The sequence below is a fragment of the Mycolicibacter virginiensis genome (assembly GCF_022374935.2).
Taxonomy (GTDB): Bacteria; Actinomycetota; Actinomycetes; order Mycobacteriales; family Mycobacteriaceae; genus Mycobacterium; species Mycobacterium virginiense.
Window position 1 is genome coordinate 323,583 of record NZ_CP092430.2, and the last position, 17,057, is coordinate 340,639.

General features: G+C 67.4%; 20 protein-coding genes and 1 tRNA gene. 14 read left to right on the top strand and 7 right to left on the bottom strand.

The features are described from left to right. Positions 1 to 2: 2 nt before the first annotated feature. From MJO54_RS01530 to MJO54_RS01540, 3 genes are all read left to right on the top strand, one after another. Positions 3 to 689, top strand: a complete 687-nt coding sequence (locus tag MJO54_RS01530; RefSeq protein ID WP_240175526.1) for a phosphatase PAP2 family protein — start codon at positions 3 to 5, stop codon at positions 687 to 689. After that, positions 676 to 912, top strand: coding sequence for a hypothetical protein (locus tag MJO54_RS01535; RefSeq protein WP_240175527.1), 237 nt, complete (start codon positions 676 to 678; stop codon positions 910 to 912). The genes MJO54_RS01530 and MJO54_RS01535 overlap by 14 nt, the downstream gene beginning before the upstream one ends. A gap of 129 nt (positions 913 to 1,041) precedes the next feature. Then, positions 1,042 to 1,698, top strand: coding sequence for a L,D-transpeptidase family protein (locus MJO54_RS01540; protein ID WP_046286582.1), 657 nt, complete (start codon positions 1,042 to 1,044; stop codon positions 1,696 to 1,698). 4 nt (positions 1,699 to 1,702) lie between these two features. Here MJO54_RS01540 and MJO54_RS01545 read toward each other — a convergent pair whose 3' ends face one another. Continuing rightward, complete coding sequence (locus tag MJO54_RS01545) at positions 1,703 to 2,014, bottom strand: DUF732 domain-containing protein (RefSeq protein WP_065152069.1); 312 nt, start codon at positions 2,012 to 2,014, stop codon at positions 1,703 to 1,705. Between the two features lie 14 nt (positions 2,015 to 2,028). Continuing rightward, the gene (locus MJO54_RS01550) at positions 2,029 to 2,361 is read right to left on the bottom strand and encodes a DUF732 domain-containing protein (protein ID WP_240175528.1); all 333 of its coding nucleotides are present in this window, start codon (positions 2,359 to 2,361) and stop codon (positions 2,029 to 2,031) included. A 220-nt stretch (positions 2,362 to 2,581) separates the two neighbouring features. On the opposite strand from MJO54_RS01550, the gene MJO54_RS23575 reads away from it, so the two are divergent. Then, positions 2,582 to 3,745 carry a PPE family protein gene (locus tag MJO54_RS23575; RefSeq protein ID WP_275564484.1) on the top strand — a complete coding sequence of 388 codons (1,164 nt, stop codon included), beginning with the start codon at positions 2,582 to 2,584 and terminating at the stop codon, positions 3,743 to 3,745. 12 nt (positions 3,746 to 3,757) lie between these two features. Beyond that, positions 3,758 to 4,990: a PPE family protein gene (locus tag MJO54_RS01565; RefSeq protein ID WP_064890133.1), complete on the top strand. Its 1,233-nt coding sequence runs from the start codon at positions 3,758 to 3,760 to the stop codon at positions 4,988 to 4,990. An 11-nt stretch (positions 4,991 to 5,001) separates the two neighbouring features. Here MJO54_RS01565 and MJO54_RS01570 read toward each other — a convergent pair whose 3' ends face one another. Next, positions 5,002 to 5,637 carry a TetR/AcrR family transcriptional regulator gene (locus MJO54_RS01570; protein ID WP_240175529.1) on the bottom strand — a complete coding sequence of 212 codons (636 nt, stop codon included), beginning with the start codon at positions 5,635 to 5,637 and terminating at the stop codon, positions 5,002 to 5,004. A 39-nt stretch (positions 5,638 to 5,676) separates the two neighbouring features. On the opposite strand from MJO54_RS01570, the gene MJO54_RS01575 reads away from it, so the two are divergent. The 6 genes from MJO54_RS01575 (at position 5,677) to MJO54_RS01600 (ending at position 12,141) form a co-directional block, all read left to right on the top strand. After that, entirely contained in the window at positions 5,677 to 6,903 is a 1,227-nt protein-coding gene (locus MJO54_RS01575; protein WP_064890134.1) for a hypothetical protein, read from the top strand. A gap of 84 nt (positions 6,904 to 6,987) precedes the next feature. After that, positions 6,988 to 7,731: a hypothetical protein gene (locus MJO54_RS01580; RefSeq protein WP_240175530.1), complete on the top strand. Its 744-nt coding sequence runs from the start codon at positions 6,988 to 6,990 to the stop codon at positions 7,729 to 7,731. A 90-nt stretch (positions 7,732 to 7,821) separates the two neighbouring features. Next, the gene (locus MJO54_RS01585) at positions 7,822 to 8,217 is read left to right on the top strand and encodes an Rv0313 family protein (RefSeq protein ID WP_046286588.1); all 396 of its coding nucleotides are present in this window, start codon (positions 7,822 to 7,824) and stop codon (positions 8,215 to 8,217) included. Between the two features lie 78 nt (positions 8,218 to 8,295). Beyond that, positions 8,296 to 9,207 (top strand): glycoside hydrolase family 16 protein, encoded by a 912-nt coding sequence (locus MJO54_RS01590; protein WP_240176027.1) that lies wholly within the window; start codon positions 8,296 to 8,298, stop codon positions 9,205 to 9,207. Between the two features lie 577 nt (positions 9,208 to 9,784). Continuing rightward, on the top strand, positions 9,785 to 11,212 hold the full coding sequence (locus tag MJO54_RS23580; protein ID WP_275564485.1) for a hypothetical protein: 1,428 nt from the start codon (positions 9,785 to 9,787) through the stop codon (positions 11,210 to 11,212). Positions 11,213 to 11,319: 107 nt separating this feature from the next. Beyond that, entirely contained in the window at positions 11,320 to 12,141 is an 822-nt protein-coding gene (locus tag MJO54_RS01600; protein ID WP_240175531.1) for a glycoside hydrolase family 16 protein, read from the top strand. Here MJO54_RS01600 and MJO54_RS01605 read toward each other — a convergent pair. Genes MJO54_RS01605 through MJO54_RS01615 form a run of 3 tightly spaced genes read right to left on the bottom strand, consistent with a single transcriptional unit; the run spans position 12,138 to position 14,512 of the window. Then, entirely contained in the window at positions 12,138 to 13,031 is an 894-nt protein-coding gene (locus MJO54_RS01605; protein ID WP_240175532.1) for a hypothetical protein, read from the bottom strand. The two genes, MJO54_RS01600 and MJO54_RS01605, sit on opposite strands and share 4 nt — an antisense overlap. 19 nt (positions 13,032 to 13,050) lie before the next feature. Then, on the bottom strand, positions 13,051 to 13,683 hold the full coding sequence (locus MJO54_RS01610; protein ID WP_105294974.1) for a TetR/AcrR family transcriptional regulator: 633 nt from the start codon (positions 13,681 to 13,683) through the stop codon (positions 13,051 to 13,053). Next, a complete protein-coding gene (locus MJO54_RS01615) occupies positions 13,673 to 14,512 on the bottom strand; it encodes an oxidoreductase (RefSeq protein ID WP_065152061.1) in 840 nt (279 codons plus the stop codon). Before MJO54_RS01615 ends, MJO54_RS01610 begins: the two co-directional genes overlap by 11 nt. Positions 14,513 to 14,639: 127 nt before the next feature. Between MJO54_RS01615 and MJO54_RS01620 the strand changes: the two genes are divergently transcribed. Together MJO54_RS01620 and MJO54_RS01625 are read left to right on the top strand one after the other, a co-directional pair. Further along, positions 14,640 to 15,551: a LysR family transcriptional regulator gene (locus MJO54_RS01620; protein ID WP_082957423.1), complete on the top strand. Its 912-nt coding sequence runs from the start codon at positions 14,640 to 14,642 to the stop codon at positions 15,549 to 15,551. Positions 15,552 to 15,647: 96 nt separating this feature from the next. Then, positions 15,648 to 16,148 carry an MTB12 C-terminal domain-containing protein gene (locus tag MJO54_RS01625; protein WP_240175534.1) on the top strand — a complete coding sequence of 167 codons (501 nt, stop codon included), beginning with the start codon at positions 15,648 to 15,650 and terminating at the stop codon, positions 16,146 to 16,148. A gap of 35 nt (positions 16,149 to 16,183) precedes the next feature. On the opposite strand, the gene MJO54_RS01630 is transcribed toward MJO54_RS01625, so the two are convergent. Next, positions 16,184 to 16,257 (bottom strand) — tRNA-Gly (locus MJO54_RS01630). Between the two features lie 160 nt (positions 16,258 to 16,417). Between MJO54_RS01630 and dcd the strand changes: the two genes are divergently transcribed. Next, complete coding sequence (gene dcd / locus MJO54_RS01635; RefSeq protein ID WP_046286451.1) at positions 16,418 to 16,990, top strand: dCTP deaminase; 573 nt, start codon at positions 16,418 to 16,420, stop codon at positions 16,988 to 16,990. Positions 16,991 to 17,057 lie beyond the last annotated feature (67 nt).

The following is a 17,057-nucleotide window of genomic DNA, read 5'->3' on the forward strand; positions in this document are numbered from 1 at the left end:
TGGTGTCGCCTTCGGCCGCGCGTGCGGCGGCGCTGATCTCGGTAGCGGCCGCGGTGGCGGTCTACGTAGTGATGTTGGTGGGTTATCGGCAGGGCTGGACCTGGCTGGCCGAGGTCGACACCGCCTCCTTGGGCACGAGCTACGACATCGCGGTCAAACACCCGATCTGGGTCCGGTTCTGGGATGGCATCTCAAGCGTTTTCGAGCCGGCGGTGTTCCGGGCGGTGGGCATGGTGGTGGCCCTGGTTGCGGTGCTGCGTCATCGGCTGCGCGCAGCGCTGTTCCTGCTGGTTTCGGTAGAGGCGACCGGGCTGCTGACGGTATTGGCCAAGGGCTCCGTCGGGCGGCCCCGGCCGGTGACGGCTCTGGTCTCGGCGACCTCGACCTCGTTTCCGTCCGGACACGCGCTGGGGGTGGCGATCGGGGTCGGCGCGCTGTTGTTGCTGGCGCTGCCCGCGCTGCGGCACAACGCCAGGGTGGCGGCGGTAAGTGTCGGCGTGCTGGTGGTGGCTGCGGTCGGGGTCTCGCGAGTGGCGCTCAACGTCCACCACCCCTCCGACGTACTGGCAGGCTGGGCGCTGGGCTGGGCTTATCTGACGGCGTGGGCCCTCGTCCTGCAACCGTGGCGGCCGCCGGAGTTGACCAGATCCGCCGGCGCGCCCCAAGATGGCCACGATGACCAGCAGTAACGCCGATCCCGTCGGTGCACTCATCTGCTCCCGTAAGGGCTGCAGCGCTGATGCGGTGTACGGCATGTTGTGGAACAACCCGAAGCTGCACACCCCGGAACGTCGCAAGGTCTGGCTGACGTGTGCCGCACACCGCGAGTACTTCCGTGACTACCTGTCGTCGCGCGGCCTGTTCAAGGCCGAGGCGCCGGTCGAAGACCTGGCGCGCCGGGAGGGGGCGTGAACACCGCGTCGTGAAAGCGGCGTCGTGAAAGCGGCGTCGTGAAAGCGGCGTCGTGAAAGCGGCCACCCGAACCCCGGCACGCCGTGAGCGGTGTTTGACCCGCCCCTGACATGCACAGATGATGAGTGAATGCGCCGACTTGTGAGCTTGTTCAGCGCTGCCCTGTGCACGGTTGCCGCGGCGCTGACCGCGGCCCCGGGCGCCCAAGCCGATGTCATTCCGTGGTTTGCCCGTTCGGTGGGCAACGCCAACCAGGTGATTTCGGTTGTCGGAGTAGGTGGTTCGGACGCCAAGATGGACGTCTATCAGCGCAGCGCGACGGGCTGGCAACCGGTGGCCGCCGGGATTGCGACTCACGTCGGCTCAGCCGGCATGGCAGCCAAGGCGAAGAGCGGCTATCCGGCCACCCCGATGGGCGTCTTCACGCTGCCGTACGCGTTCGGCACCGCGCCGAACCCCGGTGGGGGACTGCAGTATGTACAGGTCGGGCCGGATCACTGGTGGAACGGCGACGACCACAGCCCGACGTTCAACACCATGCAGGTGTGCAAGAAGGCGCAATGCGCATTCGACACCAGTGAGAGCGAGAACCTCGAAATCCCGCAGTACAAGCACGCCGTGGTGATGGGGGTCAACACCGCCCGCACCCCCGGGGACGGCGCCGCCTTCTTCTTTCACACCACCGACGGCGGCCCGACCGCGGGCTGCGTCGCGATCGACGACGCCAAGCTGGTGCAGATCATTCAGTGGCTGCGCCCGGGCGCGGTCATCGCGATCGCGAAGTAGTTCGTCAATCCTCTTCGCAGTACGACGCTCGCGCGATACTGACGAACTGCGACGCCCTGGTCAGGGTGAGGCTGGGATTGGCGTTCTTCACGGCCTTGGCCGCCTGATTGGGCGAGTGCCCCCCGGCGAGGTATTCGCACACCGAATGCCCGCCGGCGACCGCGTCAGCGGCATCGGGGTAGGAGATCCCCATCTTGTCGAGGGCGCCGAGGAAGCCGTTGTCATCGGTATCGGCACCCGCCGGCGCGGCCACACCCAGCAGACCGACCAGCGTGCAGGCGCTCACCGCGAGTATGCGGGGCAAGCGAATCGTCATCGTCGTCCTTGTCGTCAATCGGTGATCGAGTCGGGGCAGAACGCCACCTGGGAGAACGTCACGAACCGGGCGGCGTTCTTCACCGACATGCTGCGGTTCGAGATCCGCACGGCGCGTGCCGCGGAATCTGAGTGATGCCCCGCGCCTAGGTAGGCGCAGACCTCCCGGCCGACGGAGACGGCGTCAGCCGCATTGGTGTATTCGATCCCGGCCTGCTCGATCGCGCTGATGAACATGGCGTCGGGGTCCGGGTCGGCGTATGCCGGCGCGGCCAGGCCAACCAGGGCGGCCGCACCGGCCGCGATCAGGGTCCAACGTCGAATGCTCACAGTGTCAACAGCATCCATGCTCTGAATTAATCGGTAGCAGCCGCAACATGAATTGAATATGAACGGAGATGATCTGGCAAATGCCTGTGAGATGGCTGGAAATATCACAGTTCATTGACGCTCCATCCTGTTGACTACCGCGGTGTAACCCCAGGTTCACCTGAGGGGCGTTTCGTGAGCGCCGTTGAACCGTCTGAAATCCGCCGGAGGCAGGCGGCTCTGACCCAAGGGGATGCCAATGGATATGGACTACGGGGTGCTGCCCCCGGAGATCAATTCGGGACGCCTGTACGCCGGCCCCGGATCCGGTTCCATGCTGTCCGCCGCCACCGCGTGGGAGAACCTGGCCGCCGAGCTGAACACCGCGGCGGCGTCCTATGACTCGGTCACCTCAGGCCTGGCTGCCGGCCCCTGGACCGGCCCGGCGGCGACGGCGATGGCAGCCTCCGCGGCCCCGTATGTGACCTGGCTGCGGGGCGTCGGCGCTCAGGCCGAAACCACGGCTCGTCAGGCGACCGCCGCGGCGGAGGCCTACTCGACGGCGGTGGCCGCGGTGGTGCCCCCACCGGTGATTGCCGCCAACCGCGTGCTGCTGAAACAGCTGGTTGCCACGAACTTCTTCGGGCAGAACTCCCCGGCGATCGCCGAAGCCGAGCGCCAATACGCCGAGATGTGGGCCCAGGACGCGGCCGCGATGTACCGCTACGCCAGTTCCTCGGCGGCCGCATCGGCGTTGACCACGTTCAACCCGCCGCCGCAGACCACCAACGCAGCCGGGCAATCCGCGCAGTCTGCCGCTGTTGCCCAGGCCGGCGCCGCCGCGGCCGGCAATGGCGCGGCCACCGATATTTTCAGTTCATTGATTTCGATCATCGGTCAGATTTCGCCGTTCACGGGGTTGGCCACTCAGGGGCTGAGCGCCACGATGACCGGTTGGTCGGGTACGGCGAACATGCTCAGCAACGTCAACAACGGGATTGGCCTGGCCGCGTTTCAGGCGGAGAACCCCGGCGGCCTCGACGAAATCCTGCACCCGCCCAAGATCGGGCCGGCCGGTCTGGGGCTGGGCGGCCTGGGGCTGGGCAAAACGGGGCTCGGCAGCGCCGGGTTGGGTGCCGGACTGGGCAGTGTGGGGTCGTCGGCAAGCGCCGGAACTGCGCTCAAGATCGGGGCGTTGTCGGTGCCCCACGGCTGGGCGATGCCGGTCACGCTGACCTCGGCGGCCGCGCCGCTACCGGCCGCCGCGGTCCCGGCGGCGCCGGCCCTGGCCGGCGGTGTGCCCGGCGGGGCCTTCGGTGAGACCATGCTCGGCACCCTGGCCGGTCGCGGTCTGGGAGCGGCGACGTCGCGTGCGGCCGCTCATCGCCGCACCGTGGTGCCCCGTCCGCCGGCCGCAGGTTAATCCGCCACCGACATGGACTTCGCCTTCCTCCCTCCGGAGGTCAATTCCGGCCGGATGTACACCGGCCCGGGGGCAGCACCGATGCTCGCCGCGGCGGCCGCCTGGGATGCCGTGGCCGCAGAACTGGAGACGGCCGCGGTCGGCTACTCCGAGGCGATCTCGACTCTGATCGGGCACGCCTGGTCCGGCCCCACCTCGGTGGCGATGGCTGCCGCGGCGGCTCCCTACGTGGCGTGGCTGCAGGCTGCCGCCGCCAACGCCGAGCAGACCGCGATCCAGGCCAAAGCGGTTGCCTCCGCCTATGAAGCCGCCTTCGCTGCCACTGTCCCGCCGACGGTGGTAGCCGCCAACCGAACCCTGCTCGCCACCCTGGTCGCCACCAACTTCTTCGGCCAGAACACTCCGGCGATCGCCGCGACCGAGGCGGCATACGCCGAGATGTGGGCTCAAGACGCCGTCGCGATGTACGGCTACGCGGCGACGGCGATGCCGGCAAGCGCACTACCGGAACTCGAGCAGCCGCCGCAGACCACCAGCCCGGCCGGGCCCGGCTCCCAGTCCGCAGCGGTGTCGCACGCGGCAGCCGGCAATGGCCAGGCGTTGGCCCAGACGACGCTGCAGCAGTTGGTGAATCCCGCGCCCGCATCGGACCCGCCGACCTGGTGGGAGACCTTCACCTCCGAATTGGGTCAGCTGACGCCGTTCAGCAGTATCGCCAGCAGTGGACTCAGTTTCGACTCCAGCCTCTACACCGTGGTGAGCAACGGCGCCGGTTGGGGGCGGTTGGTGTACGTCCGCGGTGGGACCGAGGGTGCGTTGACTTTCGAGGGGATCGGGCCGCGCGGGGTGTTGTCGGCATCCACCGCGCCGCTGACGGGTCCGGGCGTGGGCAGGGCGATTCCGATCGGTGGACTGTCGGTGCCGCCGAGCTGGGCGACCGCGGCCCCGGAGATGAAGCCAATCGCCTTCACGCTGGCCGCGGCCGAGACTCCTATGCCGGTTGCCGCCGGACTACCGCCGGGAATGGCGTGCCAGGAGGCGATGATGGGAACGACTGCGGGCCAAGGCGCAACGCCCGACAACACCAGTCGCCGCAACCAGAAGACCAACGGCAAGAACGACGATCAGGACGGCAAGCCGATCACGACGCTGACCAATGGCAGTGGCTGGCTGGCGTCGTCCTGGGCGTATCACACCCGGCAGCGTGAAGGTCAGCCCCTGCCGACGCACTGGCGAACGGGCTAGCGCCTGATCGGCTAACCGCGATCGCGTTGTAGGTAGTGGGCGACCATGTCGAGCAACGCCCGCCGTTCGGTCTGCCAGTCAATGGGGCCGCCCATGATCATCTGCGCCAACACAATTCCCCGCAGCGCTGCCCAGATCACCTCGGCCACGCCGGAATCCGCGGGGTCGTCGGAAACCAGCCGGCCCAACATGTTGATCGCGGTGTTCATCTGAATCAGGTGCTCGTGAGACTGCTCGCCCAAGCTGCCGCGAGTGGCCCGCAGGATCTCGAACGCGGCCAGCGAAGTCGGGCTGGCATAGCAGCGCCAGGCCGTGTCGACAACGGCTTCGATGCGCTCCCGCAGTGCCAGCTCGCTGACGTCGACGGCAGACAGGCTCGTCAGCAGTTCGGCCACCCCGTCGTCGACCACGGCCATCAACAGGCCGTTGCGGTCTCCGAAGTGGTACTGGATGACCCCCCACGTGACCCCGGCCCGCTCGGCGACGTGCTTGGCGGTCGCCGCGCCGAACCCCTCTTCGGTAATGCAGCGCACGGTCTCGTCGATGATCCGGGCACGGGTGTCATCGCCGCGCTTGCGGGGCGCGCTGGTCCGCCGGGTCGGCCCAGAGGGCCCCGACGCCCGGGCGGAACCAGCAGAAATAGTCATTGTTGACTTTATAACATAGACCCAACTATTTTTTAGGCCGTGACCGAATCCAGGTATGCGTCGCTGTCCCGCGACGAGTTGGCTGTGCTCGTGCCCGAACTACTGCTGATCGGGCACATGATCGACCGTTCCGGCATGGCCTGGTGCATCTCGGAGTTCGGCCGCGAGGAAATGGTGCAGATCGCCATCGAAGAGTGGGCGGGCTCCAGTCCCATCTACACCCAGCGGATGCAGCGCGCGTTGGGATACACCGGCAACGACGTATTCACCATCTTCAAGGGCCTGCAGTTCGACATCGGTTCCCCGCCGCAGTTCATGGACTTTCGCTTCACCGTCCATGACCGCTGGAACGGCGAGTTCGAGCTGGCCAGCTGCGGCGCGCTGCTCGACGTGGAGCCGATGGGCGACGACTACGTCTTCGGCATGTGCCACACCATCGAGGACCCGACCTTCGACGCAACCGCGGTGGCCACCAACGCCCACGCCCAGTGCCGTCCGGTGCACCGGCCACCTCGCACGCCGTCGGACCGACAGCCGCACTGCCACTGGACCGTCATCATCGACGAGTCTTACCCGCCGGCCCAACCGATTCCCGCATTAGCGGTGATCAGCGAAAGCAAAGCCGCCACTTGGCAACTCGACGACATCGATGCCGCCGACGAAGGGTTGGCGGACTACTCCGGACCACTGTTGACCGACGTCGACTTCACCGCCTTCTCCCATTCGGCGCTGGTCCGCATCGCCGACGAGGTCTGCTTGCAGATGCACCTGCTTTACCTGTCCTTCGCGCTCGCGGTGCGCGCCCGGGCGGACTCCGATGAGTTGGCCGCATCAGTGGGCCGGCGCCAGCTCACCGGCCTGGCTGGGCTGGGCGCCCAGCGAATCAAGAACGCGCTGAAGCTTCCCGCGGACCTCGACGGCGCACTGCGCACCTTTGAACTGCACCCGCTGCTCAATCCGATCGGCTACGTGCGCGCCGACATCGGCGAGAACACCATCGCGGTGCACCCCTCGCCCGCACACGACGACGGTGCCTGGATCACGCTGTGCTCGCCGCAGGACGTCAATCCGCTGCAGGCCATCGCGACGGCGGTGAACCCGCTGCTGCGGGTGGAGGTCGAGGGGTCTGAGAACGAGTGGACGGCTCGGCTGACCGAGACCGACAGTGAGGCAAAAGAACTGCCCGAGGTGATGGTGACCAAGGTCAGCAGCGGCGCGGATTTCGTGTTCCGCACTCGCAAGTCGTTGCCGCTAACGGTTGTATAACCCTATGGTCTCGGCGGTGGTGGCTCGCCCCGCCGTCCCCCTATCGTGGTCACGACCGCCGTTGTCGATGCAAGGTAAGCAGCAATGTACGACCCGCAGGCCGACGATGCCACCCAGGAAGCCGAGGCAATCGGAGCAACCGTGATGGCGCCGACGGCGCCCTCGGATGCGGGTTCCGGCGTTGTGGACGCGTTCGCCTGGTCGCAGGAGGACGGCAGTGCTGGCGCCGAACCGGTGCCCTACGTCCCTTTTGCCGAGGACCCCTACTACGACCAGGATCTGAGTACCGGACGCCGTTCGACGGTTTCGGTGCCTGCTGCGCCGATCCCCGGCCGTCGGGCACCTTCGCGGCTACCTCGGGTGGCGCTGATCGTGGGCATCGTGGTGGCGCTGGTCGCGGTTGCCGGGGCGCTCTACAGCTTGACCCGCGGCCAGGACGACGAGACGCCGGTGGTTCCCGAAACCAGCGCCGTGGCGCCGCCGACCCCGACGCCCAGCACGCCGCCGCGGACCGGCGCTCCCGCGCCGCCGCCGGTGGCCACGACGTCAGCGCCGCCGCCGCAGACCACCACGGAGCCGCCGCCGCCGCCGACTACGACGACGGCGCCGCCCACCACCACGACCACGCCGCCGCCGACCAGCACCACGACAACCACGACGGCTCCACCCACGCCGACCACGACGCCGCCGACCACGACGGTTCCGCCGACGACCAGCGAACCGCCCAGCACCACGGTGCCGCCGACCACCACCGTGCCGATGACCACCGAATACCTGCGCATCCCGTTGGTGCCGATTCCGATCCCGATCACGGTTCCGCAGAACTAGCCGCGCCGGCCGGCATTGCCTGAGATCGTGGCCGGATCCGCCTTGCGCAGGCACACTGGGGTGTGGCGACCAGCGTGAAAGGGGCTCGCAATGGGCGACAACGGCGCCTTCGGATTCGACTCCGAGGATTTGGACCGAATGATGCGTGAGGCCGGCGAGGGGCTACGGGCCGCGTTCGACCGGTTCTCCGGCACGTTCGGCTCCGCCGGGGACCACCGGGCGGGCTGGGGTGCGATCTTCGCTGACCTGGCCCGGGCCGCGCGGGCCGAGCCGGCAACCGCCGGCGAGACCGGCGACGGAGTCTGGGCTATCTATACCGTCGGCGACGACGGGGCGGCGCGGGTCGAGCAGGTTTACGCCACCGAGATCGACGCCCTGCGGGCCAGTCAGCGCAATCCCGACCCGAAACGCCGGGTGCGGTTCCTGCCCTACGGGATTACCGTCGGCGTACTCGACGACAGTGCCGACGGCAGCGAGACAACCTAGAGGTGACATAGGCCACGCGGGCGGGCTTGCCTTGTTTGACACCGGTGCGGTGTGGGTTAGATTGCCACCGTGCCCGAGATGAACCGCCGCCAAGTCATGATGATGCTGGGTGCCGGCGCATTGGCCGCCGCAGCCCCCACCCCCCAGGCCAGAGCCGTTCCCGCGGTCCCTGGAGCGCCGGGCGACCCGGCCCAGCCGCCGTCGGCCCCGGCCGACCCCGCTGCGCCTGCTGCGCCTGCTGCGCCTACGGCTACCGCCAAGCCCGGGGGCTTCATCTGGCACGACGAGTTCGACGGCCCGGCCGGCTCGGCTCCCGATGCTTCGAAGTGGACGATCTCGAACCACCGTACCCCGATCCGTCGCCCGGTCGGCTGGGACCGGCCCGAGTACTTCTACCAGTACCGCGACAGCCGCAAGAACGTCTTCCTCGACGGCAAATCCAACCTGGTGATCCGGGGCACCCAAGAAGGCAACACCTACTTCGGTGGCCTGGTGCACGGCAACTGGCGCGGCGGCATCGGCACCACCTGGGAAGCCCGTATCAAGTTGAACTGCCAGACCGCGGGCTGCTGGCCCGGATGGTGGTTGTCCAACGACGACCCGGGCCGCGAGGGCGAAATCGACCTGATGGAGTGGTACGGCAACGGCGAGTGGCCCTCGGGCACCACCGTGCATGCCAACCCCTACGGCACCGCCTTCGAAACTTTCGCGATCCCGGTTGACGGCAACTGGCACAACTGGCGCGTCACCTGGAACCAGAGCGGGATGTACTTCTGGCAGGACTACGTCGAGGGCATGGAGCCCTACTTCTCCGTTCCCGCGGTCGGCATCGAGAACATCGACGAGCCGGGCCGGGAGTGGCCGTTCAACGACCCCGGCTACACGGTGTTCCCGATTCTGAACCTTGCCATCGGCGGATCCGGCGGCGGCGACGCCCGGGTGGGCAGCTACCCGGCCGACATGCTGATCGACTGGGTGCGGGTCTTCTAGGACGCCGCTGTTAGGACGCCGCTGTGCCGAGTGCCTTGGGTATCGGCGCACGTGAGCGCCAGCACGATCGGTGGCGCAGGCGCTGCTCGGATCGTCGGCTCGTAACTCGCGCCCAGGTTGGTCAGCTGCCCGGCGGACATGCGGATCGACGCGGTGCAGGCGCTCTAGAGGCGTCTACCGGGGTGACTTGAGTGCGGGTTCCGGACCGCGGGGAGTTCGTGCACTAATCGCGACGCGGGTTCTTTTGCTTCCGCCGCCTGCCGGAAACGTTAACGAAACCGGCTGTCTTTCACAGGTTCTCGAACAAGTTCGCTTCCTTGGCTACCGGTCAGTAGGGATTTGGAAGCCGTGCCCGGCTCGGCGAGTCAGTGTGTGATTTGCATCACATTATTGCGACGTTCATGTGGAATCCGTTGCAGCTCAGCGGCATTGGCGAGTGACTAGACACCCGTCAAGCTGGACAAGGTCCGGCACGAATGAGTATCGCTGAGGTAGCGTCCCACTCGCTCGCCATCTAAGGCGACGCTGAGGGAGACACGACTGCCTGACGGCAAGTCCACAGGAGGGGATTTCTTTGATGAGTCAACGTCACAACGGTGGCGCGCGTCGGCGCGTGGTGGGCGCTGGGGGCGCCGTGGGTGCATTCCTGGCCCTGGGTCTGAGCCCGCTCGCCGCAGCTCCGGCCGCCAACGCGGACTTCGACTTTGACTTCGGCGATGTGCTGAGCGCGCTCGGTTGGGACGACTCGTCCCACGGCGCTGCGGGATTCGACGGCTCGAGCTTTGACTTGGCCCTGCCTGGAGCCGCAGACAGCACTGGGCTGGAAGGCATCTACGACTCGATCTACAGCAGCATCCACTCGGTGGGCGACATGCTGATTCCGATCTTCGATGCGACCGGCATCAACACGCTGTTCGCGTTCGGTGACAGCTGCGGCTTGATCTGCGACGGCGTGAACGCGTCGCTCAGCGACGACGGTGTGCTGACCGAGGCCACCAACGGTGGTCTGCTGTTCGGTGACGGCGGCAACGGCATCGCCGGTTCCGCCGGTGGTGACGCCGGCCTGATCGGCAACGGTGGCGACGGCGGCGCCGGCGCGCTGGGTGTCATCAAGGACGCCGAGGGCAACGTGGTCGAGGGCACCAACAACGGTGGCGATGGTGGCGCCGGCGGTTCGTTGCTGGGCAACGGTGGCAACGGTGGCGTCGGCGCCGCCAATGGTGGCAACGGTGGCAACGGTGGCTCTGCGGCGCTGCTGGGTGCCGGTGGCGATGGTGGCGTCGGCGGTGCCGGCAGCACTGGAGCCAAGGGGGACAACGCAACTAACACGACGGCCGCGGAGACCGGTGCCAAGGGTGGCAACGGCGGCAACGGTGGCAACGGTGGCAACGGCGGCTCGCTTATCGGTAGCGGCGGTAACTCCGGCGCCGGTGGTGTCGGTGGCACTGGTGGTGCCGGTGGAGACGGCTCGCTCGTCAACACCACGTTCAACAACAACGGTGGTAACGGTGGCGTCGGTGGCGAGGGCGGTGCGGCCGGTGCGAAGGCTGGAACCGCGGGCATCCTCGGTGGCAGCGCCGGCACGATCGGCAACGGTGGTAATGGTGGCGTCGGTGGCGCTGGCGGTACTGCTGGGTTCGGTGCGACCGCCGGTACCGGTGGCACCGGTGGTGCCGGCGGCGACTCGACGTCGGGCAACGGTGGCAACGGCGGCGTCGGTGGCGCCGGTGGGGCTCGTGGCTCGAACGGTCTGGCGTCCGGTACGGGCGGCGTCGGTGGCGCTGGCGGCGACAGCGCCACTGCTACCGGTGGCAACGGTGGTACCGGTGGTGCGGGCGGCAGCGCTTCCGGCGGGCTCACCGCCGGCGACGGCGGCCACGGGGGTGCTGGTGGCGCCTCCGGCGAGACCGCTGGTGCACCGGGCTCCGCCGGCGCCGACAACAACGGGACCAACCCGGGTGCTGGTGGCCAGGGCGGCGCCGGCGCTGCTCCAGCAGCCGGCTAGTCGCTCGCGACAACACGCGACGGAAGCCCCGCACGCCTGCAGGCGTGCGGGGCTTCTGCCATTGAGTGCCATTGATGCCCAGGCCGCTGTAGTGGTTTCATGCGAAGGTGGCCGAGATAAATCGACGCAGCCTGATGTTGACCACGGGAATCGGCATGCTCGCCGCCGCGATGCGCCTGCCGGAGGCATGGGCACGGCCCGGGCCCGCCGATCCACTGCCCGCCGCCCCGTCGCAGACCTACCTGTTCAGCGACGAGTTCGATGGCCCGGCCGGTTCCGCGCCGGATCCGTCCAAGTGGGCGGTGGCGCAGGCCCGGGAATCGATGAAAGACCCGACATTTTGGGAGCGTCCCGAGAACGTCGGCCAATACCGCGACGATCGCAAGAACGTGTTCGTCGACGGCAAGTCGAACCTTGTGCTGCGCGCCGCCAAAGATGCCGACACCTACTACAGCGGCAAGATCCAGAGCCGGTGGATGGGCGGTATCGGGCACACCTGGGAAGCACGGATCAAGCTGAACTGCCTCACTGCCGGGGCTTGGCCCGCGTGGTGGATGGGCAACGAGGACCAGGGCGAGATCGACGTGCTGGAGTGGTACGGCAACGGCAATTGGCCGTCGGCGACCACCGTCCATACGAGAGCGAACGGTGCCGAATGGGCAACCCAACAGATTTCAATGGACTCCGCCTGGCACACCTGGCGGTGCCGCTGGGACGCCGACGGTATTCGATTCTGGCGCGACTATGTCGAGGGTGCTGCGCCCTACTTCACCGTTCCGGCGAACTCGATCGCGGATTGGCCATTCAATAACCCTGGCTACCAAGTATTTTCGGTGCTAAACCTAGCTGTGGCCGGTTCAGGCGGCGGCGATCCTCGACCGGGCAGTTATCCCGCAGAGATGCTCGTCGACTGGATCCGAGTCTCCTAAAGCGGGCTTGCCTCTCCGGTCCCGCTCGGATCGGCACCACGTTCGCGGGCTTCGAGCCAAGTAACACCTTGTTCGGCTGCTCGGATCAGCGCACCCCGCTCGCCGAAATAGCCCGCAATCAAACCGAATCCGGGCAAAGAGCCTAAGCGCTGATAGAGCTTCTTCGGGTGCGGGCGTTTGCTCACCTCGTCAAAGGTCGCCCGCAGGATGCCGGCCAATTGCCAGACCGTCCGGGTGATCACCACCGGAGTCGACGACGTGATCGACGCCAGCGGCTTCCATCCCGGCGGCGGTGTAATGGGAAGCGGTGCGGGATCGGGTTGTGTTGGTACCTCCACGGTCTCGGGCAGATGCCGCCCGCACAGCACGTCGGCGAGCAACCGCACCTGCTCACGCCGGTCGGTGACGCCATACTCGCGGGCCAGCGCGCACAACACGATGGCGTGATTGACGAATCCCGCCAGCTCGCCCACCGGGACCAGTCTGGCCAGCAATCCGAACGCCCCGGGGGAGGCGACCACCAGAGTGTTGATCGCACCGACCCGGTGCACCCACCAGTGCGCGCGTTGCTCGCGGCTCATCCGCTCCCAGGCCGCGGTGCCGGGCAGGTCCGCGGCATTGATGAGCTGTGCTCCGGCGTTCAGGGCGCGGTTGGTGACGCTGGGACCGCGACCGGCCTCGTTGCGGCGCCGCCGCAGCCGAAACCGCCGGATGCGATGGGCTAGGCCGTGCGGTGGCCGCAGCAGCCGGTGAGAGCGTTTACGCAGCCCGATCGGATCCGCCTCGGCGAGCAGGTCGAGCAGCGGGTCGATCACCGCGACCGCGCGGCCCAGTGCATCAGCGACCTCGGTGTCGGTCAGGGTGGCATGTGGCTTCGGAAACAGACCCATACCGCTGATTGTGGCGGGATCAGCCGGCGTGGGGGGCGTTTGGCGCGAGTGCGCCGCGCAGCGCGACTTCGGCCAGCCGCCGCGCGTGGTCCTCGGTGAGCGGGTAATGACCGGTCATGCGGCGAAAGATGAGCGGCCCGAACAGCAGATCGATGATGTCGTCGATAGCGATGTCGGCATCGACATCGCCGCGAGTGACTCCCCGTTGCCACAGTTCGCTGATGGCGGCGCGGCGACCGCCGAGAAAGTACTCCCGAAAATAGGCGGCGCCCGCCGGATCCTCTACGCAGGCTGCGAGCAACTGCGCGAACACGTCACCGCGGGCGCTGGTGTAGAACGCCGAGACCCGCACCACCTGTTCGGTGAGATCGCCGACGGCGCTTCCGGTGTCCGGCAAGGGCAGATCCTGGGCCATCATCGCGCCGAACGCCTCGGCGGCCACCGCAGTGCGCGACGGCCAGTGCTTGTAGATGGTGGCCTTGCTGGCCCCGGACCGGGCCGCGATCGCGTCGACGGTCGTGGCGGCGTAGCCGCCCTCGTCGAGGAGTTGTGCGGTCGCATCCAAGATCGCCTGATGGATGCGATCGCTGCGAGCGCCGGTGGGGCGGGCGAAGGTGTATTCGGCCGCCCCACCGACGTTTTCAGGCGACATCGTCGAAGTCGGTCGAAGACGAGACGTCGCGCCACTGGGCCAACTCGGCTTGGACGTGGGCGAGCTTGCCCTCGACCGCGGCGATGGTGTCGTTGCCCAGCAGCAGACGCACCGGGGGACGCTGCGATTCGACTACGTCGATGATGGCTGCTGCCGCCTTGACGGGGTCGCCGGGCTGGTCGTGGTTGCGCTCGCCCGCGGTGATGCGCATCTTGCCCGCGGGGCCGTCGGTGTAGTCGTCGATGGTGTGCTGTTGGATCTGCAAGCTGGACGAGTCGAGGAAGTCCGTGCGGAAGTAGCCGGGCTCGACCACCATCGCGTGGATTCCCAGTGGTTGCAGTTCGGCGTGCAGCGCCTCGGAGAGTGCTTCGACGGCGAACTTGGTGGATGCGTAGACGCCCCATCCCGGGGAGCTGACGAACCCACCCACCGACGAAATGTTGACGATGGTGCCGGACCGCTGCGCCCGCAGTATCGGTGTGACCGCGCGGGTGACGGTCAACAGGCCGAACACGTTGGTCTCGTAGACGGCGCGAACCTCGGCGTCGGTGGCCTCTTCGACGGCGCCCAGCAGTCCGCGGCCGGCGTTGTTGATCAGCACGTCGATGCGACCGAAGCGGTCCACTGCAGCCTGCGCGGCCTGGCGGGCTTGCGTCTCGTCGGTGACGTCCAGGGCTACGGCGAGCACGTTGGCGTTCTCGCCGAGCGCTTCGGTGACCGTTGCCGCGTCGCGCGCGGTCGCGACCACTTGGTGTCCGCGGTCCAGCAGGTCGCGTGCGATCTGCAGGCCGAACCCGCGGGAAGCTCCTGTAATGAACCAAACGCTCAATGTTCTCGCCCTTCCGTAACTGAACTGTACGTCCAGTTTAGTTAATGCGACCGGACGTTGCAAGATCTGAGTCGACGCCGCGAGATGTGCGGCTATATTCGCTGGTATCGACATCAACACCCGCAAGCTGCGCCACTTCGTGGTGGTTGCCGAGGAGCTGCATTTCAGCCGCGCCGCCACCATCCTGTGTATGACCCAGCAGGCGCTTAGCCGGGAGATCAAGGAAATCGAGGCGTCGGCCGGTGCCAAACTGTTGGACCGCACGACGCGGAAAGTGACGCTCACCCCGGCCGGCGAGATCTTCCTGGCCGGGGCGCGGGAGATGCTGGCGACGCTGGACGCCACCACCACCGATATCGCACGGGCGGTCCGCGGACTGTCCGGGACGCTGCGGCTGGGTTTTGGCCCCGGTGGCGCACTGGAGTTGACCGGCCTGATCGTCGACGAGTTCCGTCGTTGCTATCCCGGCGTCGACGTCACCATGCGTGAGTTCCCGATTGGCGATCCGTCGGCCGGGCTGGCGTCGGGGGTCAGTGATGTGGCGCTGCTGCGGTTGCCGGTGAGCACCCCCGATATTGAGACGGAATCACTGTTCGTCGACCCGGTCGTCGCGATGGTGTCCGCCAACCATCGACTTGCCGCCTGCTCCTCGGTATCGGTGCGCGATCTCATCGACGAACCGATCACGGTCACCGACACCACCGATGAGAGTCATCGTGCCTTCTGGTGTCTGGATGCCGTGCGCGAAGATGCGACCGCGGCCCGGCGCTTCCCGATCAACTCGGTCACCGAGGAGGCACAGCTGGTTCAGGCCGGGATGGCGGTCGCAATTACCAGTGCGGCAGTCACGGAGTACCTGCCGGCGCCGGGCGTGAGATGCCTGCCGATCGACGACTGGCCGGGATCTGTGGTGGCAGTCGCCTGGCTGCGCGATGAACCCAGCCCGCTGGTGGCGCGGTTCGTCGAAGTGGCTTGCGCCGTTCGCGACCGGGAGGCCGACGTGATACGCGCAATCGAGGGCCGACTGGCGGGGCGCTGATAGAGCGGGGCCGCGCCTTTGCTTCGCCAGGGTTCGTTCATCTGCCGTTGCATACGGAAAACATCGTTGACACATGACGCCGTTAGCGTTCGCGCTATGAGAATCGCCGTCACCGCGGTATTGCTGGCTACTACGCTCACGGGGGTGGCTGTGCCGGCCACGGCCGCTGCGGCGTGCGGGGATATCGGCCAATCACTGTGTACCGGAGCCATTCCCACCGCTGATGAGGTGCTCGCCGCGATGGCCGAGCTGACCGACCCGAACATCCCGGCGGCGAACAAGTCCAACATCGTCGCTCCCGGCTTCACCCCCGAGGAAGCCCAGACCATCGACGAGCGCCTGCGCGAGACCCAAGAGGCCGGACTGTTGCCCTACCACTTCGTGGTGTCCGACATTCAGCCCGCGCCGAACAATTCCGCCGGAGCGACGGTCACCTCCGTGGGGGGCTTTCATGAAGAGAGCGCGCCCGAGCCCATCGGGCTGATCAACCAGGGTGGGCATTGGTTGATCGCTCACGACACCGCAGTTACCGCGCTGGAGCATTTCTGGCACAACGCCAACCGGCCGTTTGTGCCCATCGTGCCGTGGGTTAAGTGAGCGGGTCTCCCCAGCAGGTCGGCACTGGTCAAACGTGGAGCCGATGACGGGAATCGAACCCGCGTATTCAGCTTGGGAAGCTGATGTTCTGCCATTGAACTACATCGGCACTGGTGCGCTAGCAGGCTAGCATCCGGGCCCCCACGCGCTCCGCGAGTGTGCGGAATCGTCGGCCGAACCGCCGAGAACCGAATCAAACCGCGCACTCGGTGGCCACCACGGGCTTGGTCATCCGGCCCAGCCCGCGGGCCGGGCGATACGCTCGTGCCGTGCTGCTCTCCGATCGCGATCTGCGGGCCGAAATCGCTGCTGGCCGGCTGGGCATCGACCCGTTCGACGACGCGCTGGTACAGCCGTCCAGCGTGGACGTCCGCCTCGACAGCCTGTTCCGGGTGTTTAACAACACCCGCTACACCCACATCGACCCCGCCAAACAGCAAGACGAGCTGACCACGCTGGTTGAACCCAAACCCGGCGAGCCGTTCGTGCTGCATCCCGGTGAGTTCGTGCTGGGCTCCACGCTGGAGTGCTGCACCCTGCCGGAGGATCTGGCCGGCCGGCTGGAGGGCAAGTCGAGTCTGGGCCGACTGGGCCTGTTGACCCACTCCACCGCGGGTTTCATCGACCCGGGCTTCTCCGGGCACATCACGTTGGAGCTGTCCAACGTGGCGAATCTGCCGATCACGTTGTGGCCGGGGATGAAGATCGGTCAGCTGTGTCTGCTGCGATTGACCAGTCCAGCGGAGCACCCTTACGGCAGTACGCGCGTAGGGTCGAAATATCAGGGCCAGCGCGGGCCGACGCCGTCCCGCTCGTACCAGAACTTCATCAAGTCCGGTTAGCCCTCGGACCTGACGGCCGCCCTGCGGCTGCGATGAAGCCGGTATCGGCCAGCCCTGGTGGGGGTTC